This is a genomic window from Kitasatospora sp. NPDC089913, assembly GCF_044748625.1.
GTDB lineage: Bacteria > Actinomycetota > Actinomycetes > Streptomycetales > Streptomycetaceae > Kitasatospora.
The window spans coordinates 188,252-211,453 of the sequence record NZ_JBIVGI010000013.1 but is presented as its reverse complement, the minus strand read 5'-3'; the positions used below and the strand labels follow the sequence as shown (position 1 = coordinate 211,453).

Here is a 23,202-nt window from a genome sequence, read left to right as displayed (position 1 = left end):
ACCGACACCACAGGCCGCCGCAGCCGGTACCCAATCCGCTGACAGTGACCAGACCGCTCCTGGCCCGCACCAGACAGGTCTTCGTCAGCGAGGCGCCCCGCCGCCAGCAGGCCTGGGAGTCCGATCGACCCCGTTGCACCCCAGGACCGTGACGAGCTCGACGTCCCGCACGGTCTGCCAGATCTCGGTCAGGGCGGCCGCGGGCGTCAGGGTCGTCGGGGGCAGGAGCCCCGCCCCGACGCTCACGGTCCATTCCTCGTCGCTGGTCGGGCCCATGCCTTGTCTCTCCTTGGCCGTGCCGAACGGGGCGGGCCGAGGACACCGAGCAGGTGCGGTCCTCGGCCGCACCGGTACGGTAGGGCGCGGCGATTCTCGGATCAGGCCGTGATCCTCGATGATTCTCCGATGGGCACGGATCGTGCTCGGTGATCCTCAGCGAGGTGTCAGCGAGGCCCCCGCACGGCCGATGAGCCGGTGCGCCTGATGGCCGGTAACGGCGCTCTCGGCCAGCCAGTCCCAGGCCTTGCGGTAGAGGGCAATGTCGGCGGGACTGTCGAGCCACAGCTCGGCATTGATCGTCTCGACGATCACGAGGCGCTCGTCGTAGATCCAGAACCCGTGCGCCGGTGTGCGGCGCGGTGCGCTGCCGAGCGGGATGATGCCGAGGTCGACGGTGTCGAGGCCCAGCAGCCCGACGAGCCGGTCCAGTTGGGCGGCCATCACCTCGGGCGGGCCGATCGTCACGTACAGCGCGGCCTCCCAGACGAGGAAGTGAAAGCGGCGGCCGGCGTCGTAGAGCGCTTCCTGGCGGCGTATGCGGGTCCGCACGGCGTCCTCGGTGTCCCTGGGCGAGCCGATGAACTCGCAGCCCGCCGCGAACATGTGCCGCGCGTAGTCGGCAGTCTGGAGCAGGCCCGGGATCCGGGCGGACTCGAAGGCCCGGACGACCTGCGTGCGGCGCGTTTCCAGGACTGCGGCCTCCTGCCGCTCGCGATGTCCGCCGGAGAGCTGGCGGTTCCAGGACCGGTACTGCGTCTCCAACCCTCGCAACCGGGCCCGCAGCTCGACTGCGGCTCCGGGGCTGCCGGTCGCCGAGGCCCAGGCATCCAGGTCCGCCGGGCTCGGCGTCTGCCGGCCGGTCTCCAGTTTCGACACCTTCGACTGCACCCAGCCGAGCTGTCCGGCGAGGGCCCGGCCGGAGAGGTCCGCCTCGGTGCGCAGCTCGCGAAGGCGCGCTCCGAGGGCCACCCGGCCCTGCTGATGGTCGGTACTCACACGCGGGACGGTACCGCCGCGGCGAACTCGACGGTGGGGACCGCGAAGTGCCACGACGCATCACGCGCCTGGCAGGCTCGGAGTACTTCGGCCGGGTCGGTGATCAGCTCGACTCCGAGCGTCCGGTCGTCGTCGTCGAAGTGGAACCTCGCGAGGACGGCGCTGTCGAACAGCCAGAAGTCGAAGTCGGGTAGATCGAGCCGGTCGGCGTCGGTGCGCCAGAGGTTGCGGATGTCCTCGCCGGCCTCGACGTTGCCCGGTCCGGACGCAAGGAGGAAACGCTGCCCGTCGGTGGGCGGGTCGTCGACGATGCGAACACGTTCGAACCGGCGACCGTCCGCGACTGCTGCTCGGACGCTGACGTTCCAGGCGACTTCCGGCTCGTACTGCGGCATCACACCGGCCACGAACGCCTGGTACCTGGCTCCGGCACGATCCGATGCGTAGCCGCGACGTGTCTCCAGACGGAACGCGGTGTGTGCGAACGTCTCGAACAGGCGCGGCGCCGCCTCGGCGAAGGGAATGATCTCGGGCACAGTCGGCCTACTCCTTCGGCGCGAACCGCGTCAGCAGCGCCCGCGGGATCACGACTGCCGTCTCACCGGTTTTCAGGTGGAGCAGCTGAGCGATGCCGTCCGGGTCGGTCAACTCGTCGCCCTGTACGACGATGTCGCCCGTCTCCGTCTCGTGCAGGGTCGGGCAGTCGCCGTGCTCGCTGGTCGAACCGAGAAACCTGAGCTCCATGACGCGCCCCTCTCGAATCGTGAGCTACCAGCATGACCTCACCGAAGGCCATCAGGAGGCGAGTTGACGAGATCTGTTGATGACCTACCGATGTGGGGTTCTGGGCAGATAAGGTCCGACCGCATTGGACAGTCCGAGAGGACCACGCGCAACCGCACTGCCGGTCTCGCCTGTCCTCCGCGCAAGCGCGGGGGTCAGCCAGCACTTGTCCCGGGCCGCGCATGCCCGGAGTATCGGCCGCACATCCCCGACCCAGCAACACGGAAGGAGCGGCCGGCACCGTGTCCCGAGCCCGCGCGCCCCACGAAGCCATCAGCCCTGTCCACGTCCTCGCCCTGGTGCGCGGACTCGTGGAGGAGGCCGCAGATTCTCGCGCAGATCGCCACCGGTACTTCAAATCCCTCTTCGGCGTCGAGCTTCACGAGGCGGCCGCCGTCCGCTGCGGCCTGGCGGAGCACACCGACGGGGGCCTGCACGTCACAGCGGCCGGACTCGACCTGCACGAGCGGCATCTGCGCCACCTGCGCGACATGGCGGCCAACTACTGGCATCACCAGGCACACGTCGCCGACGCCGTCACAGAGATCAACCACATCTACGACCAGGCCGCAGCGGACACCGCGACCCCGTGACCAGCACCTCGAACACCCCTCAGGACCACGGCCCCGGGCCCCGGCGAACACCGGAGGCGGCGTTGGACACGCCGATGCCCGCAGCGGCGCCGGCACCGTCTACCTCGGGTAATCAGGAGGTACCGGCCGTGAATGTCCTCCCCGCGAGCGCGGGGGCCCCTATCTGTTTGGTCGAGGTGGGGGGGCGAGTAGGTTCGTGTGGTTGAGGGTGGGGCCGAGCCGTAGGAGTGTGCATGGGTGACAGCCAGGTCACGATCAAGCTCACGAGTGACGAGGCGCTGGTGTTGTCGGACTGGCTGGAGAAGTTGCAGATGACGGACCTGAGCCGGGTTGTCGACGATCCGGCGGTCTGGGCGCCGATCCATCGCATCGCCGGGACGCTGGACAAGTCACTTCCCGGGCTGTTCGCGCCTGACTACGACCAGCGGCTTGAGGCCGCTCGCCGTCGGCTTCGGTCGGAGGAGGACTGATCGATGGGCCTGGAGCGTTATCTGGCTCCTGCAGGTCGGGGTTCGGGGAAGGGTCCGTCACGGAGCATCGCGAAGAGGACGTAGGCCCGTCGTCGGGCGAGGCAGAGCAGGGCCTGGGTGCGGTGTTTGCCCTGAGCTGTAACGGTGCGTCATCCGCGCGAGCACGGGGGTCAGCCGGCGGGCGACGCGATGCGGGACAACGCGTCGACGTCCTCCCCGCGCAGTGGGGGTCAGCCGGACAACCCGCGGCTGCTGGTCAACAGCGAAGCGTCCTCCCCGCGCAGGCGGGACCATCGATGGCCGGGACTCGGAAGCGCTGCTACTCCCGGGTGCTCGGGCGAGTCGCTACGATCTGCTCATGGATGGTCACGAGACGGTGTTTCAGTCCCTTGACGGCACTGCTCTCTTCGGAACCGTGTGCCCCGGGGATGCGCAGGGGCCGCTTGCGGTGCTGGTTCACGGGTCCGGGGTGACCCGGGAGGAGGGCGGGTTCTTCACACGCCTGGCCGTCGGCCTCGCCGACGCCGGTGTGAGCAGCCTGCGGTTCGACCTGCGGGCACACGGGGCCAGCGGCGGGCGGGAGTCGGAGCTGACGATCGCCTCAGTGGCCAACGACATCCGGGCCGCCGGCGACCACCTTCGCGCGCGGACCGGACGGCCTGGGCCGGTACACGTGATCGCCGCCTCCTTCTCGGGCGGCGCGGCCGCGCTGCACGCCGCTCACCGGCCCGGCGACGTCGACCGGCTGGTCCTGCTGAACCCGCGGCTGGACTACAAGGAGCGCTACGTCACCTCCCGACCGGGGTGGTCGGAGGACTACCTGTCCGGGGAGATGGCCGTTCGACTGGAGGAGCAGGGGTTCACCGAGAAGTCGCCGTTCGAGCTGAACCGGGCCCTGCTGAACGAGGTGTTCTACCTGGACACCCCGGCGGTCCTGGCCGGGGTGCGGTCGCCGGTGCTGATGGTGCACGGCACCGCGGACACCTTCGTGCCCGTCGAGTCCTCCCGCCGGCACCGGGCGATGTTCGGCGGGCCGGTGCAGCTGGTGGAGCTGGACGGCGCCCAGCACGGCTTCGCCGTCCACGACGACCCCCGGTACCTGGACCCACAGTCGCAGGCGTGGCAGCGCGAGGTGATCGAGCGGGTGGGCAGCTTCCTGGCCGGTCACTGAGATTGCAGTCGTGGTGTCGCCAGCGTGAGACCAGTCCCGGTGAGGCATCCGTCGATGATGTCGCTGCGGTATTGGATCTGGCGAAGACCGCGTCGCAGTCGCCGGATGAGGTGGTCGGGGTCGGTGAAAGGCGGTGTTGGCCTGGGTGGTCCGACGGAGTACCGACCAGATGCCTTCGACTGGATTGAGGTCGGGTGCGTAGGGCGGCAGGTGATAGGCGGTGATCCAGTCCTGTGCGTCGATGAATGCCCGCATCCGGCGGTCCTTATGGACGTTCAAGTTGTCCCGGACGAGGACGATCGGACCGTTCAACTGCTGGTGGGCCGCGGTGAGGAGGTCTCGGTAATCGGTCCAGGCGAAGCTTTTGCGGCCACCGCTCCTGTGGTCCGTGTGCCGTTTGGGCCGGTGGATCAGGCGGGAGCGTTCGCCGGCTCTGTAACAGCACAGGGCGGCTGTGGAGAACCGGCGCTGGGAGCGACCCCTCACCCGGACGACCGGGGTCGATCCTCGCTTCCCCCAGGTGCGGGAGGTCGGCGGCGTCATCGAGAACCCGGCTTCGTCCTCGAGGACGACCCGGGCCCCGAGCGCCGCCGCGGTGGTTCCAAGTGCGGCCGCACCTCCTTCACCCAGCCGGCCACCGTTGTCTCATCACGCTCGACGGCCCGACGGGCCGGGACCTGATGGCTCCAGCCGCGGCGCCGCAGCATCTGGGAGATACCCGACAGCGTCATGGACCTGTGGAACCGCCGGCCGATCAGCGTCTTGATCCTGGCCGGCGTCCACCGCTGGTCCGGCCGGCCGTGGGCGAGCGGGCCCTTGGCCAGCTCTTCTTCGAGCACAGCGAACAGTGCGTCGCTCAGCTTCGGCAGGGATACCGGTCCACGGGAACGAACCGCGTCCCGACCGGACTCCCGCCAGGACCGGCGCCACCGCTGGACGGACCGCACGCCGACCCGTAACTCCTTCGCGATGTCCGGGTTGCCCCGCCCCTCGGCGAACATGGTGACTGCTTCCATCCTGATCCGCTCACGAAACGCTTGCCGCTCCGCGGTCAGACCCCCACCCTGCGGATACCTCATACACCCGGCATACCGCGACGATCACCAAGCGTCAGCCCCACGACAAGACGACTTCAAGGTCAGTAACTCGCCGCCGACGGCTGGGCTGTCCTGTGGCCGCGCACCACCGCAGGCCCGGAACGGCTGCGGGAACTGCGCCATGACGCGAAGCCGTTGCTGGTCGTCCTTGAGTACGCCGAGAGCCGCACCGACCAGATCGCCGCCCTCATCGAGGCAGCGGCGGACCGCTCCGCCGGGACGGCTGCGCGGGCCCGTCCTCTGTCGGGTGCGCGCAGCCGTCCCGGCCTACGAGAGAGCGGAGGGCCGCCGTGGCCGACGCACCCACATCTCGACCCCGGCCATCCGCCACTCTGCTCGTAGCCGGTACAGACGTCCTGGTGAGCGCTTGAGTAACCGGCCCGCCGCCCGAACCGCCGGGGCAGGCCCGCTCCGTCGCTGCCGGAGCCTCTTCCTGACTATCCAGCGGAATTCACTGGCGGCCTGTTTCTCCAGGTGTTCTTGCGTCCGCGACATGGTGCTGAACCGGCCCGGTATCGTGAGTTCCGTTTGTCAGTCGGAACAGCCCACCGAGTTGGGTGGGCTGGGAGAGTGTGGTGAGCGGCGCGATGGAATGGCTCGAGAATGTCTACGAAACCGGGTTCTCCGTGGTCTTTGCGGAAGGCCTGGAGGCTGGGGACCTCTTGGTCAGGCTGGGCTGTGACGTCGGCAGCCTCGATCTGATCGATCAGGAGGACGCTGAGGAGCGACAGCTTGACGAGGGCGTCACCATGATCCGGGCGGGCCTGTACGGCGGGTGGGCGTTCGCGGTGCAGGCATGGGGGGCACGGGTCCTTGAGGAAGGAATTCTCGAGGAGGTTTCCGCAGGGACCCGTGCTCTTGCGTTGATCCGTACCGAAACGCTGCCGTGGTTCTCGTACTACGAGGATGGGGAGTCGGTGTGCGGGTTCGATCCGGGAATGCCGTGGATGCGTGATGGCAGTGACCCCGATCGCTTCGACCGTGTGATGTCGGAGGTCGGACTCAACCCCTCCAAGGAAGCAGCCGAACCCGGGTCGGTTGCCGGGATGCTGAGGCTCGCCGAGCGGGCGTTCGGTGTCGGTCTTCCGTACGAGGAGGTGGTCGTGGGAGAACTCCTGGGAGGGGTCGTTCCGGACTAGTCCGACGCCTCGTGGCAGTCGTGCCGGCGCCCGTCCGAGACGGGCACCGGCACGGTGTCAGGCGCTGTGGAGCTTGTCCCCTGCCGGTGTCGGGCCGGGTGCGGCCTGACACCGGCGAGGAGTCTCAGACGTCACGGCAAGGTGCACAGTACCGTCGTGCAGTTCTCGAATCCGGGGATGTTGAGGTAGTAGGGGTCGTCATCGAGGAGCCGGACTTCCTTGGTGAAGTTGCCGAGCCTGCCTCCGGCGGCGCTGTTCTGCCCGGCTGGGATGCTTCCGCGCCCGCAGGGCTCGGCGCCGGTCGGGGCTGCCCCGGTGTACCTCAGAGCCCATGGGGCGTTGGCCTTCTTCTCCGCGTAGAACTGCGCGCACAGAATTCCTGTCGCTCCGTTGGACCCACCGCTCTCCTTGGAGCGAGCGAACGGGAACTCGTCACACGACGGCTTGTTGGCATCACCTGCAACGCCTGTCGGGTAGGGGACGAATGTGCCGTCGTAGCAGATCCTCTTGCGGTTCAGCTCGAAGACGGTGGGGTCGGACACGCGGTGGAGCGGGCTCTTGTCCTTCTTGCTGCCGGGATGGCTGTTGAGCTTGTCCTGGAGGACCCAGTAGAGGGCTGCCGCGGCTGGGTACTTCTTGCTCTCCAAGGTGAGTGTGGGGATGTAGTTGTAGAAGACACATCCCGGTTTGTTCGTGAGAACCTCGGCCTTGCCTAGCTTGAGGTCGCAGCGGATGCCGGCGTCCTGGGTCGACCACGTGATGGGCCGTGGCATCGGCAGGCTGCTGGAGGACGCCTCAAGGGTGTAGTTGAGGTCGAACTTGGCGGACTCCCCGGCGAGGGTGTTGGGCCAGTAGTGGCTTATGCCGCCGGTGGCGGTGCTGTAGTCACCGTGGGTCCAGGTCGTCGGCCGGTCCCAGTGCTGCTTCGTCGCCTTGCAGCCCGGGGCGCCGGTGCAGTTCACGAGCCAGTTGAGTCGCAGGTCGGGAACCGTCCCTTCCCAGCGGACCGGCTGGATCTTGATGATCTGGTCGATGTCGGTCGAATCCTTGTGGAGCTGGATCTCCATCATAATGTCGAAGTTGACCCGGCCGAGCTCCTTCCCGGTCCGATCCTCCACTTCGACGTAGTGGGCAGGGCGGGTGGCTTTCGTGTGCAGGCATGCCTTGTAGCGGTTGTACATAGTCGCTTCGAAGGGGCACGCGCTTACCGTGTCCGGGGCAGCCGGGGCAGCCAGAGCAGCCGTGGTGACGGCGCGGTGGTCGGATCCCGCCTGCGGGGAAGAGCCGTCGATCTCGCCGAATCCGACGCAGGCGGTCACTCCCTTGCGGGTATCGGAGGGGCCGCACTGAACACGGGGGGCTGGTGCGCTCACGTCCTGGGCGGCAGTGAGGCTTCTTGCGCTCGTGACGGCGGAGGCCTGGCCCCAGGGCGAGCGGTCCATTTCCTTGAACGGCTGGTTCGAGTCGTCGGTGTCCGGGATGGTCTCGTCCGGCTCAGGCAACTCGATGCGGGGGATACCGGAGTAGTTGCCGGGGGCGAAGGCGACGGCGTCGAAGGCGATATCGGCGTCGCCGGTGGCGCCGTCGGCGATGGTGGTGAGGCGGACCTTGCCGGGGGCTCCGGCGAACTGGTACGCCCCGAGGGAGACCCACCGGTTAGTGGTGCCCTTCTGGCTGATGGTCTTGGCCGGGGCCCAGCCGTCAGCGGTCTCCACCTCGTAGCGGGCCTTCTGCGTCTGGGCGGCGTGGCTCGGCAGGTGCACCCAGACCTCGGCCTCGCCGTCGATCGGCTGGTTGAGGCTCCAGGTGCCGGTGACCTTCAGTCGTCGGCCCTTGGTGTCGTCGGCGCGGGTGTGGGCGAAGAACAGGTGGCCGCCGAAGCCGGCTCCCAACTGGTGGGTGTCGATCTTGGCGGGCCAGCCTGTGGCCGGGTTGCCGTTCTGGTCCTTGACGCTTTCTCCTGGGCCGAAGTCCAGCGTGAACGAGCCTGCGTTGGTCCAGGTTCGCGCGCAGTCGGGGCGTACCGAGGGGACGTCGTCGGCGACGTCGTCGATGATCCTTGCTCCGGTGGGCAGGCCGGCGGTCGAGCAGTTGGGGGGGTAGGCCGTGCCGTCGGCTTCCTCCGGGTAGGTGCTGTTGAAGCGGACGAACTCGTTGCCGCACGAGTAGTCGCAGTCGGCCTTCCACTGAACGGGCTTGTTCCACCAGCAGCGGAGGTCTGCCAGGGCGCAGGGCCCTTGGCCCATGGCGTTCGCCGCGCCGGTGCCGATCTTCGTGGGGTCGCAGTTGTTGTCGGGTGCGCAGAACGTGGCGATCGGCGGTTTGGCCCGTGCGCGGTTGTAGTTGGCCGTTCCGACGGTCTGGGCAGTGCCGGCGGGGCCGTTCCACCAGGCGGCGCGGAAACCGGCGACTGTGGTTCTGGGGGACTCGAGTCCTTCGACGGGGTGTCCGGCGAAGCCGATGACCTTCTCCGGATAGGGCCAGTTCTGGGGACGGGCGGCGTCGGCGTAGTGGTTTTTGCCGCTGGCGTCCTCGAGGAACGGGTTGCGGGATTCGTCCCATTCGGGGTTTGCGGGGTTGTTGGCCCATCCGACGCCCCACTTGCCGGCGTTGTTCCCGGCCTCAGCCTGCGGGTAGAAACCGGAGTTGTAGGCCCACAGGGCGAAGAACCAGTTTTCGATCTTGGCACTGTTGCCGTTGTTCACGACCATCCCGGCGCCGCGGGTCTGGTTCCATTTCTCGGCGATGATCTGCATCCCGGCGGCGAGGTTGGCGGTGTAGTCGAGGGCGACGGCGCGCTGCTTCTGGTAGTCCCAGGCTGCGCCGCCCTTTCCGCCTTCACGACCGGCGAGCCGCATGTGGTCGGTGACCTGGGTGACGCCGTAGCCGCAGTCGGCCTTGGACCAGTCGATGTCCCAGTCGTTGGCCGAGGTGCTGTCGTAGATCGGAAGGCCGTAGTAATTGCCGATCAGCGGGTTCGCCGTCTCACCGGGCACCGCGCTGCGGGCAGCCTGCCACAGGTTCGATTCCTGGGCGGCGATCCCGAGGAGGATCTGCGCGGGAATCTTCCCACCGCCTTCGAGCCCGCTCGCTCCGAACATCGTGGCCGGCTGGTAGGCCGGCATGCCGAGGTTCTTCCAGTTGGCCGGGCGGCTCAGGGTCATCGTGCCCTTGACCAGTTGATCGGCTGCCCACTCGACCTGGCGCGGCTTGGGCTGCATGGCCTGGTTGCGCGGGTCGTTGCGTGGCACGGAGCAGGTCCGGTCCGACTCGGCGGTCTCGGTGCCAGATCCGCTGGAGATGCTGGAGAGGGCAGCCGCGGTGCGCGGCTGCGGCAGGGCAGGTGAGGGGGCACTGCCCTGGGCAGCGAGGGGGCTGGTCACCGCAGATGGGTCCACGGTGAACGCGGTGCCGCGGCCGGTGGCGGTGACCGTCATGTCGATGGCGACCGGGCGGGACCCGCTGCCGGACGCCTCGACACGGGAGTCCTGCCCGTCCGCCCAAGCGGAGGGAGAGAGGACGGACTGGCCCTTGGTCGATACCAGCGCGTCCTTGGGAGCCTCGGGCAGGAGGCGCACCGTACCGGGAAGTTCCGCCGCGGCCTTCTTGGTCTTGCCGGTCAGGTAGACGGTGCCCTGGCTTCGAGTCACACCGGTTTCGGTGAGCGGGCCTTCGGCAAGGACCTGGGGGTCGGCGCGGTCGGCGTCTGCGGTGCGGACCTGGTCCTGTGTGATCCGCTTCGCTTGGGTGACGATGGAAGCGGCTGTGGTTCCCTGTGCGCCGGATGTGGTGCCCGGGGCCGCGACGGAGTCGAGGAAGACCACGCCGCCGTCGCCATCGGGGGTGATGCGGTAGGGCGGTGAGTCGGATCGCGCGAGTGCGGAGCGAGTGCCGTCGTCACCGACCTTGACGATCTCGGTCCCCATGGCCGCCACGATGGTGCCGTCCTTGGCGGGTACAGCAGAGGTGACCTGGCCGGAGATCTCGATGTGTGCGCTGACGGTGGCGGACGCTGTGTCCAGCCGCAGCAAACGGGTCGTGGTCTTGTCCTCACCGGCCGACTGGGTCAGGACGGCGCTCTCGCCGACGCCGCAGCCCGGGTTGTAGTAGGACAGCGAGGTTTGCACGTCCAGCTTGGTGACCTGGCCGCTGTCGAGGTCGACCACCGCGGTGAAACCGCCGCGCGCCATGAGCTGGGCCTTGTTGGTGAAGCTACGTGGCGCGTAGACGACGACGGCACGCTGGCCCGAGCCGGTGACGCAGGCGTTGCCGATCCACTGGTCGGCGTCGAAGCCCGGCTCGCGCAGAGTGGCGACGGTTCGCCAGTCGTAGCCGGCTTTGGCGTCAGCGGTCAGGATGTGGAATCCTTCGGCGTCGCCGCTCGTGTTCCATGCCCGGTCGGCGGATGCTTCCCAGCCCTCCCCGAGGATCTCCGCACGCTCGGACGGATCCACTGAGGAGGGGCTCTTCGCCGGCGCGGTCGGGGCCGGCGCGGCCTCCTCGGCATGAGCGATGGTGTTGCTGGAGATCGATGCCAGTACCAAGGCGGAGGCCATCGCCGCAACGGCGGATCTGGCATGTTGTCGAAGTCCCACCGGACTCCTTTCTTCGATGCTGCCGCCGCGCTTCGAACACGGCGGATCCCGTAGCCCGTGGTCCGGCGGGACCTGAATGGCGACGGGGGGTCTTGGGACACGGGGACTTCGGCCGTGCAAGAACCGGCCTTCTCCCCCTGGTTGTTGCCGGCCGCTGAGACGCCGGATCCCGCTCCTGACCCGGAGCTCGGGAGCACGGGGCCTCGGCCCTGCGGTCATGGGATCCGGGCGCCGAACTGCACGGCTGAGACTGGTGCGAAGCCGTGTGGCCGGTCCAAGTGCGGAACGGGTCGGATCCGCAGGGGAGGGAGCGTCTGCCAACGCCTTGGCGACTGTTCCTGCTCTACGCCTGTCTTCTCTGCAGGTACGGGCTGGTGCGCACCGAGCGCGATCAGTCGGCGGTTCGGTCCTACCGTCTGAGCGCTTCGGCGGGTTGGATCCGGGAGGCCCGCCAGGCGGGGTAGACACCGGCGATCAGCCCGGTGGCCAGTCCCAGGAGCGGGGCGGTGGCGATGGTGGCCGGGTGCAGGACCGGGGTCCACTGCTTTGCGGCGGCGACGGCGACGATGGTCACGGTGCCCAGGCAGGCCCCGGCTAGGCCGCCGAGCAGGCCCAGCATGGTGGATTCGGCGAGGAACTGGGCGGTGATGTGTCCGGCGCGGGCGCCGAGGGCGCGGCGCAGACCGATCTCACCGCTGCGTTCCAGGACGGCGACCAGCGTGGTGTTGGCGATGCCGACCGCCCCGATCACGAGACAGACCGTCGCGAGGAGGAGGAAGAGCTGCCCGAGGTCGTTCTCCACTCCTGTGCGCAGGCTGCGGGGGTCGGGCGGCGGGGTGGCGCGCAGGTGGTCGGGATGCTCAGGGCGCAGGGCCAGGGGGGCTTCGGCGGCGACCTGGGTGGCCGCGCCGAGCCGGGTGGTGATGAGCATCTTGGCGCGGTCGTCGGTCGGCGGGCCCCAGAGTTCCTCGGCGGTGGTGCGCGGGACGATCACGGAGGTGAGCAGGTCCGGACGGCGCCGGACGTCGTTGATGATGCCGATGACGGAGAAGGGGGTGCTGCCGATGAACACGGCGGGCTGCGCCCGCAGGTCGGTGATGCCCAGTCGTACGGCGGTGGTGGCGCCGAGCAGGGCGACCCGCTGGCGGTGCCGGTCGTGGAAGTCGTCGTAGGCACGGCCCTGGCGCAGGGCGGGTTCGGTGGCCCGCAGGGTGCCGGCGGACGCGGCGACGAGCTGAGTCTGGCGGTCGGTGACGGAGTAGGTTGCGCCGGGCGGGCCGCTGGCGACGCTCTGGCCGGTCGGCAGCCGTACGTGCCAGGAGACACCGGCGGCGGTGACGCCCCGAAGCGCCTCGATCCGTGCGTCGGCGTCCGCGGGGAACGCCGGGCTGTTCTGGCCGGGCGTTTGGGGCGCGATGTCGTCGACGGTGACCTCGGTCGCGGTCAGTTCGCTGAAGCGGGCGTCGATCTGGGAGGCGGCGGTGCTGGTGAGGCCGGTGACGGCGATCAGGGTTCCGACGCCCAGCACGGTGCCGACGGCGGTCAGCGCGGAGCGGGCCGGGCGCTGCAGTACGCCGGCCACGGCCTCCGAGGCGAGGTCGCGAAAGGACATCCGGGAACGGGGTAGCTTCATGCCAGCACCTGGCCGTCGCGAATGGTGATGGTCCGTCGGCCACGGCGGGCGACCTCGGGATCGTGGGTGATCACGACGATGGTCATGCCGTCGCGGTGCAGGCCGTCGAGCAGGTCGAGGACGGAGCCCGCGGTCTGCGAATCGAGGTTGCCGGTCGGCTCGTCGCACAGCAGCAGGGACGGTTCGGCGGCCAGCGCCCGGGCGATGGCGACGCGCTGGCGTTCGCCTCCGGAGAGTCTGGTGGGCAGCGCGCCGAGGCGGTGGCCCAGGCCGACGCGGCGCAGTGCCTGTTCGGCCCGCTGCCTGCGCACACCGCGGGCGACGCGCTGGTAGAGCATGGCCAGTTCGACGTTCTCGCGGGCGCTGCGGTGGGCCAGCAGGTGGAAGGACTGGAAGACGAATCCGATGCGCCTGCCGCGCAGGGAGGTGCGCTCGGCGTCGCCGATGGTGGCGGTGTCGATGCCGTCCAGGACGTAGCGGCCGCACGTGGGCTCGTCGAGGAGGCCGATGATGTTGAGGAAGGTGGACTTTCCGGCGCCGGAGGGGCCCATGACCGTGATGTAGTCGCCGCGTTCGACGCTCAGGACGCACGGGTGCAGTGCCGTCACCTCGGGCGGGCCGGGGTAGGTCAGCCCGGCGCGGTGCAACTCGATGACCGGTTCGCTCATCGGCTGCCGCCGACCACGACCCTGTCGCCGGGGACGAGCGTCGCGCCCGTATCGGGGACGACCTCGACGAATCCGCCGCCGGAGGCGCCGGGGTGTACCGGGACGCGGCGGATGCCGTCGGCGCCGAGTACGGTGACGCCGGTCCGGCCGTCGGCACCTGTCGAGACTGCCGTCGACGGTACGGCGAGAACCGGTCCTTCGGAGGAGGAGGCGGTGACGGAGACCCGGACCTCCTTGCCGGCGAGTTCGGCGGGGAGCGGGGCTGCGGGCAGGACGCGCAGCAGGTAGCCGGAGGCTGCGCCGGGCTGGTCCCCCTTGGCCGTCCGGGAGGCGTCGGTGACGTCCTGGACGGTCGCGGGTGTCCGCGCCCCGGTGTCCTCGGCGACGATCTCGGCCGGCTGGCCGTTCCTGAGGAGGCTCTTCTCCCGGGCGGACACGTCGGCGACGACGAGGGGACTGCCGGTGGAGACCGTCATCAGCTTCTCTCCCGGTGCCTTGCCGACGGTGGCCTCGACGGTGTCCGCGCGTACGGGCAGGGTGTTCAGGAACACCACTTCCGACATGGGCACCGTGACGGTCGTGCGGGGCTGGGCGGGGGTGGTCGGTGAGGCCGTCGGCATCATCGGCGCCGTCTTTCCGTCGCTGCTCTTGTCGCCCGGTCCCGAGGAGGGCGGTCCCGACCGGGCCGGGCCGTCCGGGGCCGGCTTGTCGTCGGGCGCCGGGACCGTGTTCCGGACCGGGGCGTAGCCGATCGACTTGTAGAACGCGGTCACCGCTCGTTCGGTACCGGCGCCGAACGTCCCCGAGGCGTCCGGCGAGGTGCGGTGGCCTGCCCTGGCCAGGGCGTTCTGGAGCTGGGCGACGTCCTCGCCCTTGGCCCCGGTCTGCAGGTCCCGGTACGCGGGCAGTGCTCCGGCGAGCGTGAACACCGGGCGGCCCGACATCTCGAACAGCACCTTTCCGTGGGAGAGTTGGTCGCCGGCCTTCACCTTGACCTTGGTGACCAGCGGGCGGGTGCCCGGTGCTCCGCCGCCGCTCGGTACGGAGATATCGGTGGTCGACGCGGCGGTGACCTTGCCGCGGGTGACCAGCAGGTCCGCGATGACCTTGTGCTCGACCGGGGCGGTGAGCGTGTCCGGCTCAGGTGCCGCAGTCTCGGCCGCCACCTGGGCGGGTGACTTCAGCAGGGCGGCGGCACCGGCGCCGGCCGCGCCCACCAGTACCGAACCGATCACCACGGCGGCCAGCAGCCCGCGGCGGCGCGTACCCGGGTCCTCGCGCCGGCTCCCGCGGGAGGGCGCGTCCTGTCGCGGCTCCTGCGGGCCGTCGATTGGTGCGGCGGCAGGACCATCCGATGTCATCTGCGCCTCCCTAGCGCTTGCCGGCCAGGACGGCGCTGATGTTCTTCACGGTGCTGTCCAGGTTCGTGCGCGCGGCATGCAGGGCCTGGGCGTTCTTCTCCGCAGCGTCCTTCTGCAACCGGGCCTCGGCCTCGTACCAGATCCACGCCACGTCCGTGCGGGTGCGGCACTTCAGGTCGGTCAGGGCCGTGTCGATCTCGGCCTTGGTCACCTCGCGCCCGAACTTCGGGTCGTCCGAGGCGTCGAGCGGCTCGCGGTAGTTGTAGCCGCTTTCCTTCATGCACGCCGACCACTGCGTGAACGCCGCCGTGACCTCGGGTTCCTGCTTGGCCTTGAGGAATGCTTCGTTGGCCAGCCGCTCGGCCAACTGGAATCCCGCCTGCGCATCGCCGATCCGCTGCTTGGCCTGCTGCCCGCATCCGTTCTCGGCCACGGCGTCCTCGCCCCGCGTTCCCGAGGCGACCATGGCTTCCACGGCCGCGTCGTGGGCGGCCTTCTCCGCGGCGTCGGGGTGGTACCCGCGGGTACCGGCCAGCACGGCGTCGTGGCTGCCGTAGCGCTGGTCGGTCAGGGTCTTGGGTCCGGCCTTGGGCAGTTGCGGCAGCGCGCGGTAGTTACTGCGGCCGGCGTCGCGCATGCAGTCCTCGGTCAGGGAGCTCATGGCGCGTCCCAGCTGGCTCAGTTCCTCGTCCGACATGAGGTACGCCTCCAGGGGGAGCTTCCACGTCGCCGGGTTGGCGCGGTCGAAGCCGGCACCCGTGGGGACCGGCGCGGCCGTGGCCGGTGCGGGGTCGGGGCGGCCTGCGGCGGACGTCGAATCGTGGGAGCACCCGGCGGCGGTGACGCACACCGCTGCGGCGCCAAGCACCGCCAAACCCCGGCGACCAAAAGGCATGATGGTTCCCGATCTCCAATCGGACACTGAAAAGGTGGAAGAGATTTCTGGTGTCGCGCCGGGCAGTCCGGCACGACGTCCGTCAGCGCCAGTCGAAAGAAGCGTTGTTGTTGTACGTTTCTTTCAGCTTGAACCAGCTGGACATCGGCGTCAGCGTGTCCCTGGCACCCTTCATCCAGCTACTGAAGAAGATGACGGAATTGTTGCTGGTGCTGCGGTTCTGCGCGGACGCGGCATTGTTCTTGACGCGCACATTTGACCCGTTGCCCTGGTCGGGGCAGAAGTGGAGGGGCTGCGGCTCGGTACTGGGCATCGAACCGCCGTAGGGCTCGTCATCGAAATTGGCGACAGCCGAGCCGAAGTTGCGGTGCGACCCGGCGTACGAAGAGTTGTACCAGAGCGAGAACTTGAAGCCACTGGTCACATGACTGTTGCACGCGTCCGCACTCTGGTGGTTGTCCGCCCCGTTGGCGGACGCCGAGGGCGCGGACAGGCAGCCGATCGCCAGCGCCGCGATGGAACCGGCAAAGACCGTACGAGCAGATCGAGAGATCACCATTGCATTCCCCTTCATGAAATAGAACTCCCCCGGACAGGCCCAAGGCCATCCGGTCAGGCATCGGAAGGATCTTCGTTCGAGAGCACACGAAAGTGCAACCCGGAGGCAGCGAGTGAACTCTGTCTTTCAATCACCTCCACCGGCAGGACTACGGGGGAAGATTCCAAGAAATCCACCGTCTCAATGTCGGACAAAACCGGACAAGCCGTCGAATGTTTGATAACGATCAAGCATCGGGTCCACCCGTGAATCGCACTCGACGCAACGCGTATCCAGCCGATCAGCGGGTCCCGACAGGGAAAATCCCAACCAGTCGGCGGGGCGGGTACATCCATCCGGCCAAGGATTGTCCCGCAAAGCAGACGAGCCGCGGACAAAAGTCGCGGTACGGCCCCAGGTGCAGAGCCCTCGAACCCTCAACGCCCGGCTCACGGACCCGGAGTCGATCCGCGGTCGCCTGTCGGCTGCTGCCGATCAGGGCGGTCCGGATGCCGCGCCGGAGCCCTTGAACGCCCGTGAGCCCGGGCCGACCACCTGCACCGGGCCGACCTGGCTCCCACGATCACGGACCGTCCACTTTCCGCCGCACGCCGCTTCTGTGCTCCACCACCTCGTGTCCGACTCGGCCTCACCCGGCCGTCGGCCGGCGTCGCTCGGCGACAGCGATGTCAGTCGCGGGTGTTCCCGAAGGCCCGCCAGAAGCCGCACCCCGGGAATGTCCTTGTACGCTTGCCTGCGGCCGCGCAGTTCGTCCCGGATGACCCCGATCAGTTCGGCGCTCCAGGCAGGTTGAGCGGTCGCCGGCACGAGTCCGGTAGCTCCGACTGCCGAACAGCCTTCGAAGAGTTTGCAGATCTCCCGCTTCTGCTCCTTGCGATTGCCGTCGAACCTGTCGCCCTTCTTCGCCTCGCCGAGCCACAGTTCGTCGTTGGTGGCGACTGCGAAGTCGATCTCGACGAAGGGGTTCCCGTCTCGGAGGAGTTCGAATTCCTCCCCGACCAGTGCGGGTCGGGGCCAGGGCTGGGTTCGCAGGTACTGGGTGGCCAGCAGCGGGACGTCGCCGTCGTTCGCGATCAGCTCCAGAACGGCCGGGTGGAGGTCGAAGAACCAGCGCGGCTCGCCGAACGGCTTCCAGCGGTCCTGCACGAGACTGTTGCCGCCCCCGCAGCGCCGGCAGCGGTGGTCCTGGCTGATTTCAGCGAGCGGGTAGAACTCGAAGATCGGGCAGTGGCCGCAGCCCAGCACCAGCCCCCGGCGCAGCACACCTTGCCTGGTCCACTCATCGATCTGTGCGCGCCGCGCGGGTGCGTCCCAATCAGCGTCGTCCTGCGCGACGACTGCTTCCCAGGACAGCACGACCGCGGACTTCAGCTTCCACCAGCTGTCCTGGGGCAGGTCCTTGCGGGAATCGTCGGGCAGGAAGCGGCGCAGGAGCGGCCAGCCGGGGCTGGCCGCCAGGGCTTCGAGGGCCTTGCGCGCGCCGAGGAGGGGTTCGGCGATGGCGGCGCGCTTGCCCGCGGCGCTGGGGCGCAGCCGGGTTCCCGATGCTGCAGTGGCCCGTTCCAGGATGCTCCCTATGCCCGGCCAGACGAGTTTGGGAGCAGCGAGGGTGCCGGCAAGAGAGGCGCCTGAGGCCACGATGTCGAAGCGGTGCGACCCGTAGGTGGTACCGCTGTCAGCAGCGCGGACGAAGGTCTGCCACAGGCTCTGGTCCGCGGCGATCAGAGCCGGACCCGTCAACGGCGGAAGCGGCGGGAGCGGGTGGTCGGCGCAGGTAAGGGTGACCTGTCACCAGTGCTTGGCCGGGCCCAGACCTGGTGGCACCGTCGCAGCGAGTGCGAGCGCCGTCTCAAGGGATCCGTCGGGCATCTCAACAGCGGGAAGGGAGGCGGGCTGGTCCCAGGTTGTCTGCAGCACAACCATGGACCGGCCGTGGAGTCACAAGGCCGCGTTCCGTTGCTTGCGAGCCTCAATGCCGAAACCGGGTGGGCGGCCGGTGCGGTGAGCGCGCCGGCGCCGGTCGCGGACGTGGTCCACCGGCCGGGGGACGGTCACGCCAAGGCGGCGTCCGCGCTCGTGGGGGTGGATCGTGCGGGCCGGGCGGGTGCGGCCCGCCGATCACCGTGGCGGGCCCCGAACATCGGTCACCGCCGCCGGTCGCGTCATGCCGGGCCGCGCCCGGGCCCTGGGGCCCGGGCGCGGTCACCGCGCGAGCGGTCTCACAGCGAAGAAGCGGCACACCTGTTCCACGAGGCGGCCGCAGCTCCCCGGCGGACCACTGTGCCACGTAGGCGAAGCTTCCTGAAGGCCCGTAGGCGTGCGCGTGCGCCGCAGTACGGTGGCGGGTCGAGCTGGGTGGAGGCCGCGTCACCGTGCCCGGGCCCCGTCACTGATGCCCCGGTGGCCTCTCCGACTTCAGCGGGACACGGCCCTACCTCGGTGAGACCGGTTCCTTTGGTCGGCCGGGCACTACGTGGAGGAGTGCGGGGCGGCCCGGGCCGACGGGTCGCCGGGAACAGTGGGTTGCCCGGTGTTTCCCGGCGGCCGGGCGCATGGGGCCGGTAGGATCGCGCGGCCCACCTCCTACGCCAGGCCGTGCGGCCGGACCGCGAACCGGCCCCGCCCGTCACGTCGTTGGACCTCCCCGTCGCCGACGACCTGATCAGCCTCGCCGCGGCACGGCCGCCGGACGATGTCCTCACGCGGCTCGTCGTCGGCGCCCACCGCACCCCGCTCTCACTGACCCGCGCGGCCCGCGCCCGGCAGTGCGGCGGCCACGCCGCCCTCACCGTCCTCGACGGCTCCTGGCCCGCCGACCCGGACCGCCTCAACGCGGTTCGCGAGAGCCCGCGAGCAGCACAGGCCTGCGAGGACCCACTCCGGATGAGCGTGGCGGACAGCTGGATTGGTGCCCAGGACGGGCCGACCACCGACGGCCTACTCCTCGCGCAGGAATTCCCGCAGGTCCGCGGCGAGCGCGGTCATTCCTTCGCCGACCTCGATCACGGTCGTCACGGTGCAGCTCCAGTCGCCGGGGAAGAACCCGGACCGCAGGGTCCAGCCCAGATACACATGACCACCTGAGCCGAACGCCGCCGTCACGACCAGGTGATTGTTGGTCCAGACACGCTCGCCCTCCCAACCGCGGAAGTCGCGCGCGAGGCCGTCGAAGAACTCGCTCATCTTGTCCCAGACGGTCACGGTCACGGCCTCCAGCCGCGCCTGCACACCGTCGTCGATGGCCTCCACAGCGAAGGCGACCTCGTACTCCGCCCGGGACCAGTCGAACAACCGGACAGAAGCCGACGACGCCTCTGTACCCTTCACGACGAGCTCGACCTGCCCTGGAACCATCTCGATCAGACTCACCCAGCGAAGAATACGGACACCCCAGGTCGGCGTCACCACCATTCCCAGGCTCCGGAGCCGTTCCTACTTGTCATCGACATTTGAGGGCGCATCAGCCGCTCGGCGCTGCCAGCTCTCATCAACAAACGTTCTTCATTTCCACCTACGCAGCCACCCTGGTCCCAGTAGGTGACCCGCATCTCCAGGACGAATTCGACATCGGGCTGGGCGGACCTGGCGTTGTGGCGCAACCGCGCGGCCGCCTCGTGCTCGTAAAGCCCGTACGCCGGCCGGACGGCCAGGTCCGCCGGCAGGCCGGGGGCGGCCTCCCGCATGGCGCCGTCACCTCGCCGCTCCAGCTCGGTGACCAGCCAGCGCCCCGCCGCCGGGCTTGCGGTGGCAAGTGGCCCACGCCGCAGGGCGAGGCGCGGGGGAGGCATCGGGGAGGAAACACTACATTGGGGTGGAAGAGAGACACGATCGCCGATGGGGTGTGGGCCCGTGCACTCGATCACCGACTGGCTGCGCGGCCTGTCCGGTCCTGTCGTGTACGCGATCGTCGGTGGCACGGTCCTCGCCGAGGACGCCCTGTTCTTCAGTTTCTTCATCCCTGGCGAGAGTGCCGCGGTACTCGGTGGCTTCCTCTCCCACCAGGGCAGGGCCTCCCTCGGCTGGATGGTCGTGGTCGTGGTCTGCGCGGCCGTCCTCGGTGACTCCGCCGGCTACGAGATCGGCCGCCACCTCGGTCCGGCGATCCTGCGCACCCGCCCGTTGCGGCGCCACGCCGAGCGGATCGACACGGCGCAGGACCTGCTCCGCCGACGGGGGCCGGCCGCCGTCCTCGTCGGACGGTTCATCGCCTTCTTCCGCCCGCTGGTGCCCTCGCTGGCCGGGATGTCGCGGATGCCGTACCGCCGGTTCCTGCTCTACAACACCCTCGGCGGGGTCGCCTGGGGCGTCGGCTTCACCCTGCTCGGCTACTTCGCCGGAGCCGCCTACACCAGGGTGGAGGGCACGGTCGGCCGGCTCACCGCGATCGCGATCGGCGCGGCCGTCGCCGTCGCGGTGCTGGTCCACTACCTGCGGCGGCGGCGCCGCCGCTCGCACGGCCGGGACCGGTCGGACCGCGGCAGCGGCCGGGAACCCTGAACCGCCCCGGCGGCGGTCCGCCGACGGGTGCCGGAACAGGCCCCGGTGCCGGAACCCGCGAGCCCGGGTGTCGGACCCACTGCCTAGGCTGGGGGCAGCCGATGATCAAGGGAGCAGGACTGTGCGGATCGAACGTCACCAGGTGGACGGGGCGCGGGTGGCGGAAGCCCGCGAGGACTTCGTGAACCGGATCGGGAGGCAGGTCCACTCCTACTCCCGCGCCGGTCTGATGACCACCACCGAGTGGCAGATGATCTCCGACTCCTTCCTCGACTACCTCGGCGCCCTCTCCACCACCCGGCCCGACCTGCACTGCGCCGAGGCCAGGGCCGTGCTCAGGGACGCCGCCGCCGCGGCCGCCGGCGCCGTTTCCTTCGCCGCCTACTACCCGGTCGACAGCTTCCACGTCTTCCTCGACTACCCGAACTTCGGCATGAGCTACGACCGCGAGCGCGGCCGGGAGCGCGACCCCCACCACCGGGTCACCGCCGGGGAGTGGCTCGACGCCTTCTGCCTCGCCATCGTCTGCGACCAGGTCTCCGTCCACGGCGAGGCCTTCGGCTGGGCCCGGCAGCTGATGCCCGGCGGGCCGGCCACTCCCACCCTCGAACTCGTCGACGGCCTCCTGGCCCACTTCTTCGAGGACGACGGCGTCCCGGACGGCAGCACCGCACCCGTCGCCGACCTGCAGCCCGGCCTGCGCGTTCTGCGTGCCCTCGCCGCCGGGGACCGCGAGGCCTTCGACGCCGCCCTGCTCGCTCTGCTCCGGGACGAGCCGCAGGGCACCGGCCCGGCGAGCCTCCTGCCGCTGGTCCCGATAGCCCTCGCCGCCCTCGCGTACCGCACCCACGGCTGGACTCCGTCGGTCGACACCGACTACCTCCCGCACGCCCTGATCACCGGCTTCGAGACGGCCGGCCCGCGCGTCCGCGCCTTCGGCCGCGACCCGCGACCCGACGCCCTGGCCGCGCTCGCCGCCGGGCCCGTCCACGTCGGGCGGACCGGCCCGGCCCTCCCGTGCAGCCCGGAGAACGAGGCGCGGTTGGAGCGGCTCACCCTGGAAGCCGTCACGGCCGGGGAGGGCCGGCCGCTGGACGCACGGGACCTCACGGGCGCCCTGCGCTACCAGACCTACCTCCTCGCGGCACGCGCCTCGGAGTGCGACGACGCCACCGACGCCGTGATCGCCACCCTGCGGCGCGGCTCCCAGCTGGGCGCCGCCGTGTTCCGGGCCGCCCTCGCCGAGCCGGGCACCGAGACCGAGGCGACGATCGACGGCCGCGCCCTTCGCTTCCCCGCCCGCCGGGACCGGGACTTCGGCCCGGCGCTCTGGCAGACCGCCCTGTCCTTCGCCCTGATCACGGGCTCCCGCGAGGACCTCGAACCCCTGGTCCTGGCCGGCCCCACGATCGCCGCCGAGGACCGCTCCCCGTCCGCCTCCTACCGCACCGCCCTGCACGACCACCTCCGCGGCGCCGACCCGCTCCCGGCCACCGAGCGGGCGCTGAAGGAGGCGGAGCGCATCCGGGAGGGCTGGCTCCCGGCCCCGGCCGTCCTCCTCTCGCAGCTGATCGGGGGCGACGCGACCGGCTTCGACCTCGCCCTCCTCGACGCCCTGGAAGCCCACCGCGACCATCACAGCGTCGCCGACCGCGGCACCGAACCGGGCGCACCGCTCAGCCTCGACGTCCTCGCCCTCGCCTGCCACGCCCGCCGCACCCGCGGCTGGGTCACCCGCGTCCGCTCGCCCTACCTCCCGCCCCGCCTCCTGCAGGCCGCCGGCCGGACCTGACCCCGTGCGCCGCGGTCCGCCGCGGCCACCTGCGCGGGAGGAACCGCAGCGACCGGGGGCACCCCGCCCCGTCCGGGTGTGCACGGACCCGGGCGGCGGGGTGCCGGACAAGGGCCCCGGACGGCACCGGGTCCGCATGCTCCGGTCCGCATGCTCCGGTCCGACCGGGGAAGGCGACCGTCGCACCACGCAGACCGGCGACCGCACAGGAGGCTTCCGTGAGCAGCGGACTGTGGGACTACAGCAACGCCGAGGGATACGGCGCGACACTGGACCTGACGGGATACCGGGTCGAAGCAAAGGACGGGTACGTCGGGAAGGTCGACCGGCACAGCCCGGACGTCGACTTCGCGCACCTCGTGGTCGACACCGGCCCGTGGGTCCTCGGCCGAGAGATCCTCCTGCCCGCCGGAACGGTCCGGCGGGTGGACGCCGGGGAACGGGCGGTGTGGGTGAACCGGACGAAGGACGAGATCAAGAACGCGCCCGAGTACCACCAGGACCGGCACGCCGGCGACCTCGACTACCACCTCACGGTCGGCGACTACTACAGCGGTGCCGCCTGACCCGTCCGCCCTCTGTCGTCCGCCGGGCCCCCCCCCCGGGGGGGGGGGCCCGCGGGCCCCCCAGGGCGGGACGGGCCCCCCGCCGGGCGGCCCCCCCCGCTACCGTCA

Annotated in this window: 21 protein-coding genes and 1 pseudogene; 7 read left to right on the top strand and 15 right to left on the bottom strand. The window is 70.1% G+C overall.

The window, feature by feature from the left end; translation table 11 throughout:
* Positions 1-84: 84 nt before the first annotated feature.
* The 4 genes from ACIPYS_RS21495 to ACIPYS_RS21480 all read right to left on the bottom strand — a co-directional run bounded on the left by ACIPYS_RS21495 (position 85) and on the right by ACIPYS_RS21480 (position 2,019).
* Complete coding sequence (locus tag ACIPYS_RS21495; RefSeq protein WP_400748180.1) at positions 85-276, bottom strand: hypothetical protein; 192 nt, start codon at positions 274-276, stop codon at positions 85-87.
* Between the two features lie 156 nt (positions 277-432).
* The gene (locus ACIPYS_RS21490; RefSeq protein ID WP_400748177.1) at positions 433-1,275 is read right to left on the bottom strand and encodes a helix-turn-helix domain-containing protein; all 843 of its coding nucleotides are present in this window, start codon (positions 1,273-1,275) and stop codon (positions 433-435) included.
* Positions 1,272-1,811 carry a DUF6879 family protein gene (locus ACIPYS_RS21485; RefSeq protein WP_400748174.1) on the bottom strand — a complete coding sequence of 180 codons (540 nt, stop codon included), beginning with the start codon at positions 1,809-1,811 and terminating at the stop codon, positions 1,272-1,274. The genes ACIPYS_RS21490 and ACIPYS_RS21485 overlap by 4 nt, the downstream gene beginning before the upstream one ends.
* Positions 1,812-1,818: 7 nt before the next feature.
* Complete coding sequence (locus tag ACIPYS_RS21480; RefSeq protein ID WP_400748171.1) at positions 1,819-2,019, bottom strand: hypothetical protein; 201 nt, start codon at positions 2,017-2,019, stop codon at positions 1,819-1,821.
* A gap of 281 nt (positions 2,020-2,300) precedes the next feature.
* On the opposite strand from ACIPYS_RS21480, the gene ACIPYS_RS21475 reads away from it, so the two are divergent.
* The 3 genes from ACIPYS_RS21475 (at position 2,301) to ACIPYS_RS21465 (ending at position 4,292) form a co-directional block, all read left to right on the top strand.
* Positions 2,301-2,651: a hypothetical protein gene (locus tag ACIPYS_RS21475; RefSeq protein ID WP_400748168.1), complete on the top strand. Its 351-nt coding sequence runs from the start codon at positions 2,301-2,303 to the stop codon at positions 2,649-2,651.
* A 233-nt stretch (positions 2,652-2,884) separates the two neighbouring features.
* A complete protein-coding gene (locus ACIPYS_RS21470; RefSeq protein WP_400748165.1) occupies positions 2,885-3,121 on the top strand; it encodes a hypothetical protein in 237 nt (78 codons plus the stop codon).
* Between the two features lie 448 nt (positions 3,122-3,569).
* Positions 3,570-4,292 (top strand): alpha/beta hydrolase, encoded by a 723-nt coding sequence (locus ACIPYS_RS21465; RefSeq protein ID WP_400748162.1) that lies wholly within the window; start codon positions 3,570-3,572, stop codon positions 4,290-4,292.
* On the opposite strand, the pseudogene ACIPYS_RS21460 reads toward ACIPYS_RS21465, so the two are convergent.
* Positions 4,286-4,835: pseudogene (locus tag ACIPYS_RS21460) on the bottom strand (transposase). The gene ACIPYS_RS21465 and the pseudogene ACIPYS_RS21460 sit on opposite strands and share 7 nt — an antisense overlap.
* The gene (locus ACIPYS_RS21455; RefSeq protein WP_400748159.1) at positions 4,832-5,371 is read right to left on the bottom strand and encodes a transposase; all 540 of its coding nucleotides are present in this window, start codon (positions 5,369-5,371) and stop codon (positions 4,832-4,834) included. The pseudogene ACIPYS_RS21460 and the gene ACIPYS_RS21455 overlap by 4 nt, the downstream one beginning before the upstream one ends.
* Positions 5,372-5,964: 593 nt before the next feature.
* Here ACIPYS_RS21455 and ACIPYS_RS21450 point away from each other — a divergent pair.
* A complete protein-coding gene (locus tag ACIPYS_RS21450; RefSeq protein ID WP_400748157.1) occupies positions 5,965-6,528 on the top strand; it encodes a DUF6461 domain-containing protein in 564 nt (187 codons plus the stop codon).
* 131 nt (positions 6,529-6,659) lie between these two features.
* Here ACIPYS_RS21450 and ACIPYS_RS21445 read toward each other — a convergent pair whose 3' ends face one another.
* From ACIPYS_RS21445 to ACIPYS_RS21405, 9 genes are all read right to left on the bottom strand, one after another.
* Entirely contained in the window at positions 6,660-11,123 is a 4,464-nt protein-coding gene (locus tag ACIPYS_RS21445) for a hypothetical protein (RefSeq protein WP_400748154.1), read from the bottom strand.
* A 409-nt stretch (positions 11,124-11,532) separates the two neighbouring features.
* Entirely contained in the window at positions 11,533-12,756 is a 1,224-nt protein-coding gene (locus ACIPYS_RS21440) for an ABC transporter permease (protein WP_400748152.1), read from the bottom strand.
* Entirely contained in the window at positions 12,753-13,424 is a 672-nt protein-coding gene (locus ACIPYS_RS21435; protein ID WP_400748149.1) for an ABC transporter ATP-binding protein, read from the bottom strand. Before ACIPYS_RS21435 ends, ACIPYS_RS21440 begins: the two co-directional genes overlap by 4 nt.
* Positions 13,421-14,785, bottom strand: a complete 1,365-nt coding sequence (locus tag ACIPYS_RS21430) for a peptidoglycan-binding protein (RefSeq protein WP_400748146.1) — start codon at positions 14,783-14,785, stop codon at positions 13,421-13,423. The genes ACIPYS_RS21435 and ACIPYS_RS21430 overlap by 4 nt, the downstream gene beginning before the upstream one ends.
* 10 nt (positions 14,786-14,795) lie before the next feature.
* Positions 14,796-15,653 carry a hypothetical protein gene (locus tag ACIPYS_RS21425; RefSeq protein WP_400748143.1) on the bottom strand — a complete coding sequence of 286 codons (858 nt, stop codon included), beginning with the start codon at positions 15,651-15,653 and terminating at the stop codon, positions 14,796-14,798.
* Positions 15,654-15,762: 109 nt separating this feature from the next.
* A complete protein-coding gene (locus tag ACIPYS_RS21420; protein ID WP_159424688.1) occupies positions 15,763-16,239 on the bottom strand; it encodes a hypothetical protein in 477 nt (158 codons plus the stop codon).
* A 474-nt stretch (positions 16,240-16,713) separates the two neighbouring features.
* Positions 16,714-17,979, bottom strand: coding sequence for a hypothetical protein (locus tag ACIPYS_RS21415; protein WP_400748140.1), 1,266 nt, complete (start codon positions 17,977-17,979; stop codon positions 16,714-16,716).
* A gap of 1,197 nt (positions 17,980-19,176) precedes the next feature.
* On the bottom strand, positions 19,177-19,608 hold the full coding sequence (locus ACIPYS_RS21410) for a DUF6228 family protein (protein WP_093864551.1): 432 nt from the start codon (positions 19,606-19,608) through the stop codon (positions 19,177-19,179).
* A 32-nt stretch (positions 19,609-19,640) separates the two neighbouring features.
* Positions 19,641-19,922, bottom strand: a complete 282-nt coding sequence (locus ACIPYS_RS21405) for a hypothetical protein (RefSeq protein ID WP_093858211.1) — start codon at positions 19,920-19,922, stop codon at positions 19,641-19,643.
* 166 nt (positions 19,923-20,088) lie between these two features.
* Here ACIPYS_RS21405 and ACIPYS_RS21400 point away from each other — a divergent pair, with 166 nt between their 5' ends.
* The 3 genes from ACIPYS_RS21400 to ACIPYS_RS21390 all read left to right on the top strand — a co-directional run bounded on the left by ACIPYS_RS21400 (position 20,089) and on the right by ACIPYS_RS21390 (position 23,094).
* Entirely contained in the window at positions 20,089-20,736 is a 648-nt protein-coding gene (locus ACIPYS_RS21400; protein WP_400748136.1) for a DedA family protein, read from the top strand.
* A gap of 121 nt (positions 20,737-20,857) precedes the next feature.
* Positions 20,858-22,528 carry an Imm49 family immunity protein gene (locus ACIPYS_RS21395; RefSeq protein ID WP_400748134.1) on the top strand — a complete coding sequence of 557 codons (1,671 nt, stop codon included), beginning with the start codon at positions 20,858-20,860 and terminating at the stop codon, positions 22,526-22,528.
* Between the two features lie 218 nt (positions 22,529-22,746).
* Complete coding sequence (locus tag ACIPYS_RS21390; RefSeq protein WP_400748131.1) at positions 22,747-23,094, top strand: PRC-barrel domain-containing protein; 348 nt, start codon at positions 22,747-22,749, stop codon at positions 23,092-23,094.
* Positions 23,095-23,202 lie beyond the last annotated feature (108 nt).

Excerpts from the sequence above, each read along its gene's own strand:
- ACIPYS_RS21435 (WP_400748149.1), bottom strand. The coding sequence starts at position 13,424 with ATGAGCGAACCGGTCATCGAGTTGCACCGCGCCGGGCTGACCTACCCC.
- ACIPYS_RS21420 (WP_159424688.1), bottom strand. The coding sequence starts at position 16,239 with ATGGTGATCTCTCGATCTGCTCGTACGGTCTTTGCCGGTTCCATCGCG.
- ACIPYS_RS21470 (WP_400748165.1), top strand. The coding sequence starts at position 2,885 with ATGGGTGACAGCCAGGTCACGATCAAGCTCACGAGTGACGAGGCGCTG.
- ACIPYS_RS21495 (WP_400748180.1), bottom strand. The coding sequence starts at position 276 with ATGGGCCCGACCAGCGACGAGGAATGGACCGTGAGCGTCGGGGCGGGG.
- ACIPYS_RS21455 (WP_400748159.1), bottom strand. The coding sequence starts at position 5,371 with ATGAGGTATCCGCAGGGTGGGGGTCTGACCGCGGAGCGGCAAGCGTTT.
- ACIPYS_RS21440 (WP_400748152.1), bottom strand. The coding sequence starts at position 12,756 with ATGAAGCTACCCCGTTCCCGGATGTCCTTTCGCGACCTCGCCTCGGAG.
- ACIPYS_RS21405 (WP_093858211.1), bottom strand. The coding sequence starts at position 19,922 with ATGCGGGAGGCCGCCCCCGGCCTGCCGGCGGACCTGGCCGTCCGGCCG.
- ACIPYS_RS21480 (WP_400748171.1), bottom strand. The coding sequence starts at position 2,019 with ATGGAGCTCAGGTTTCTCGGTTCGACCAGCGAGCACGGCGACTGCCCG.
- ACIPYS_RS21430 (WP_400748146.1), bottom strand. The coding sequence starts at position 14,785 with ATGACATCGGATGGTCCTGCCGCCGCACCAATCGACGGCCCGCAGGAG.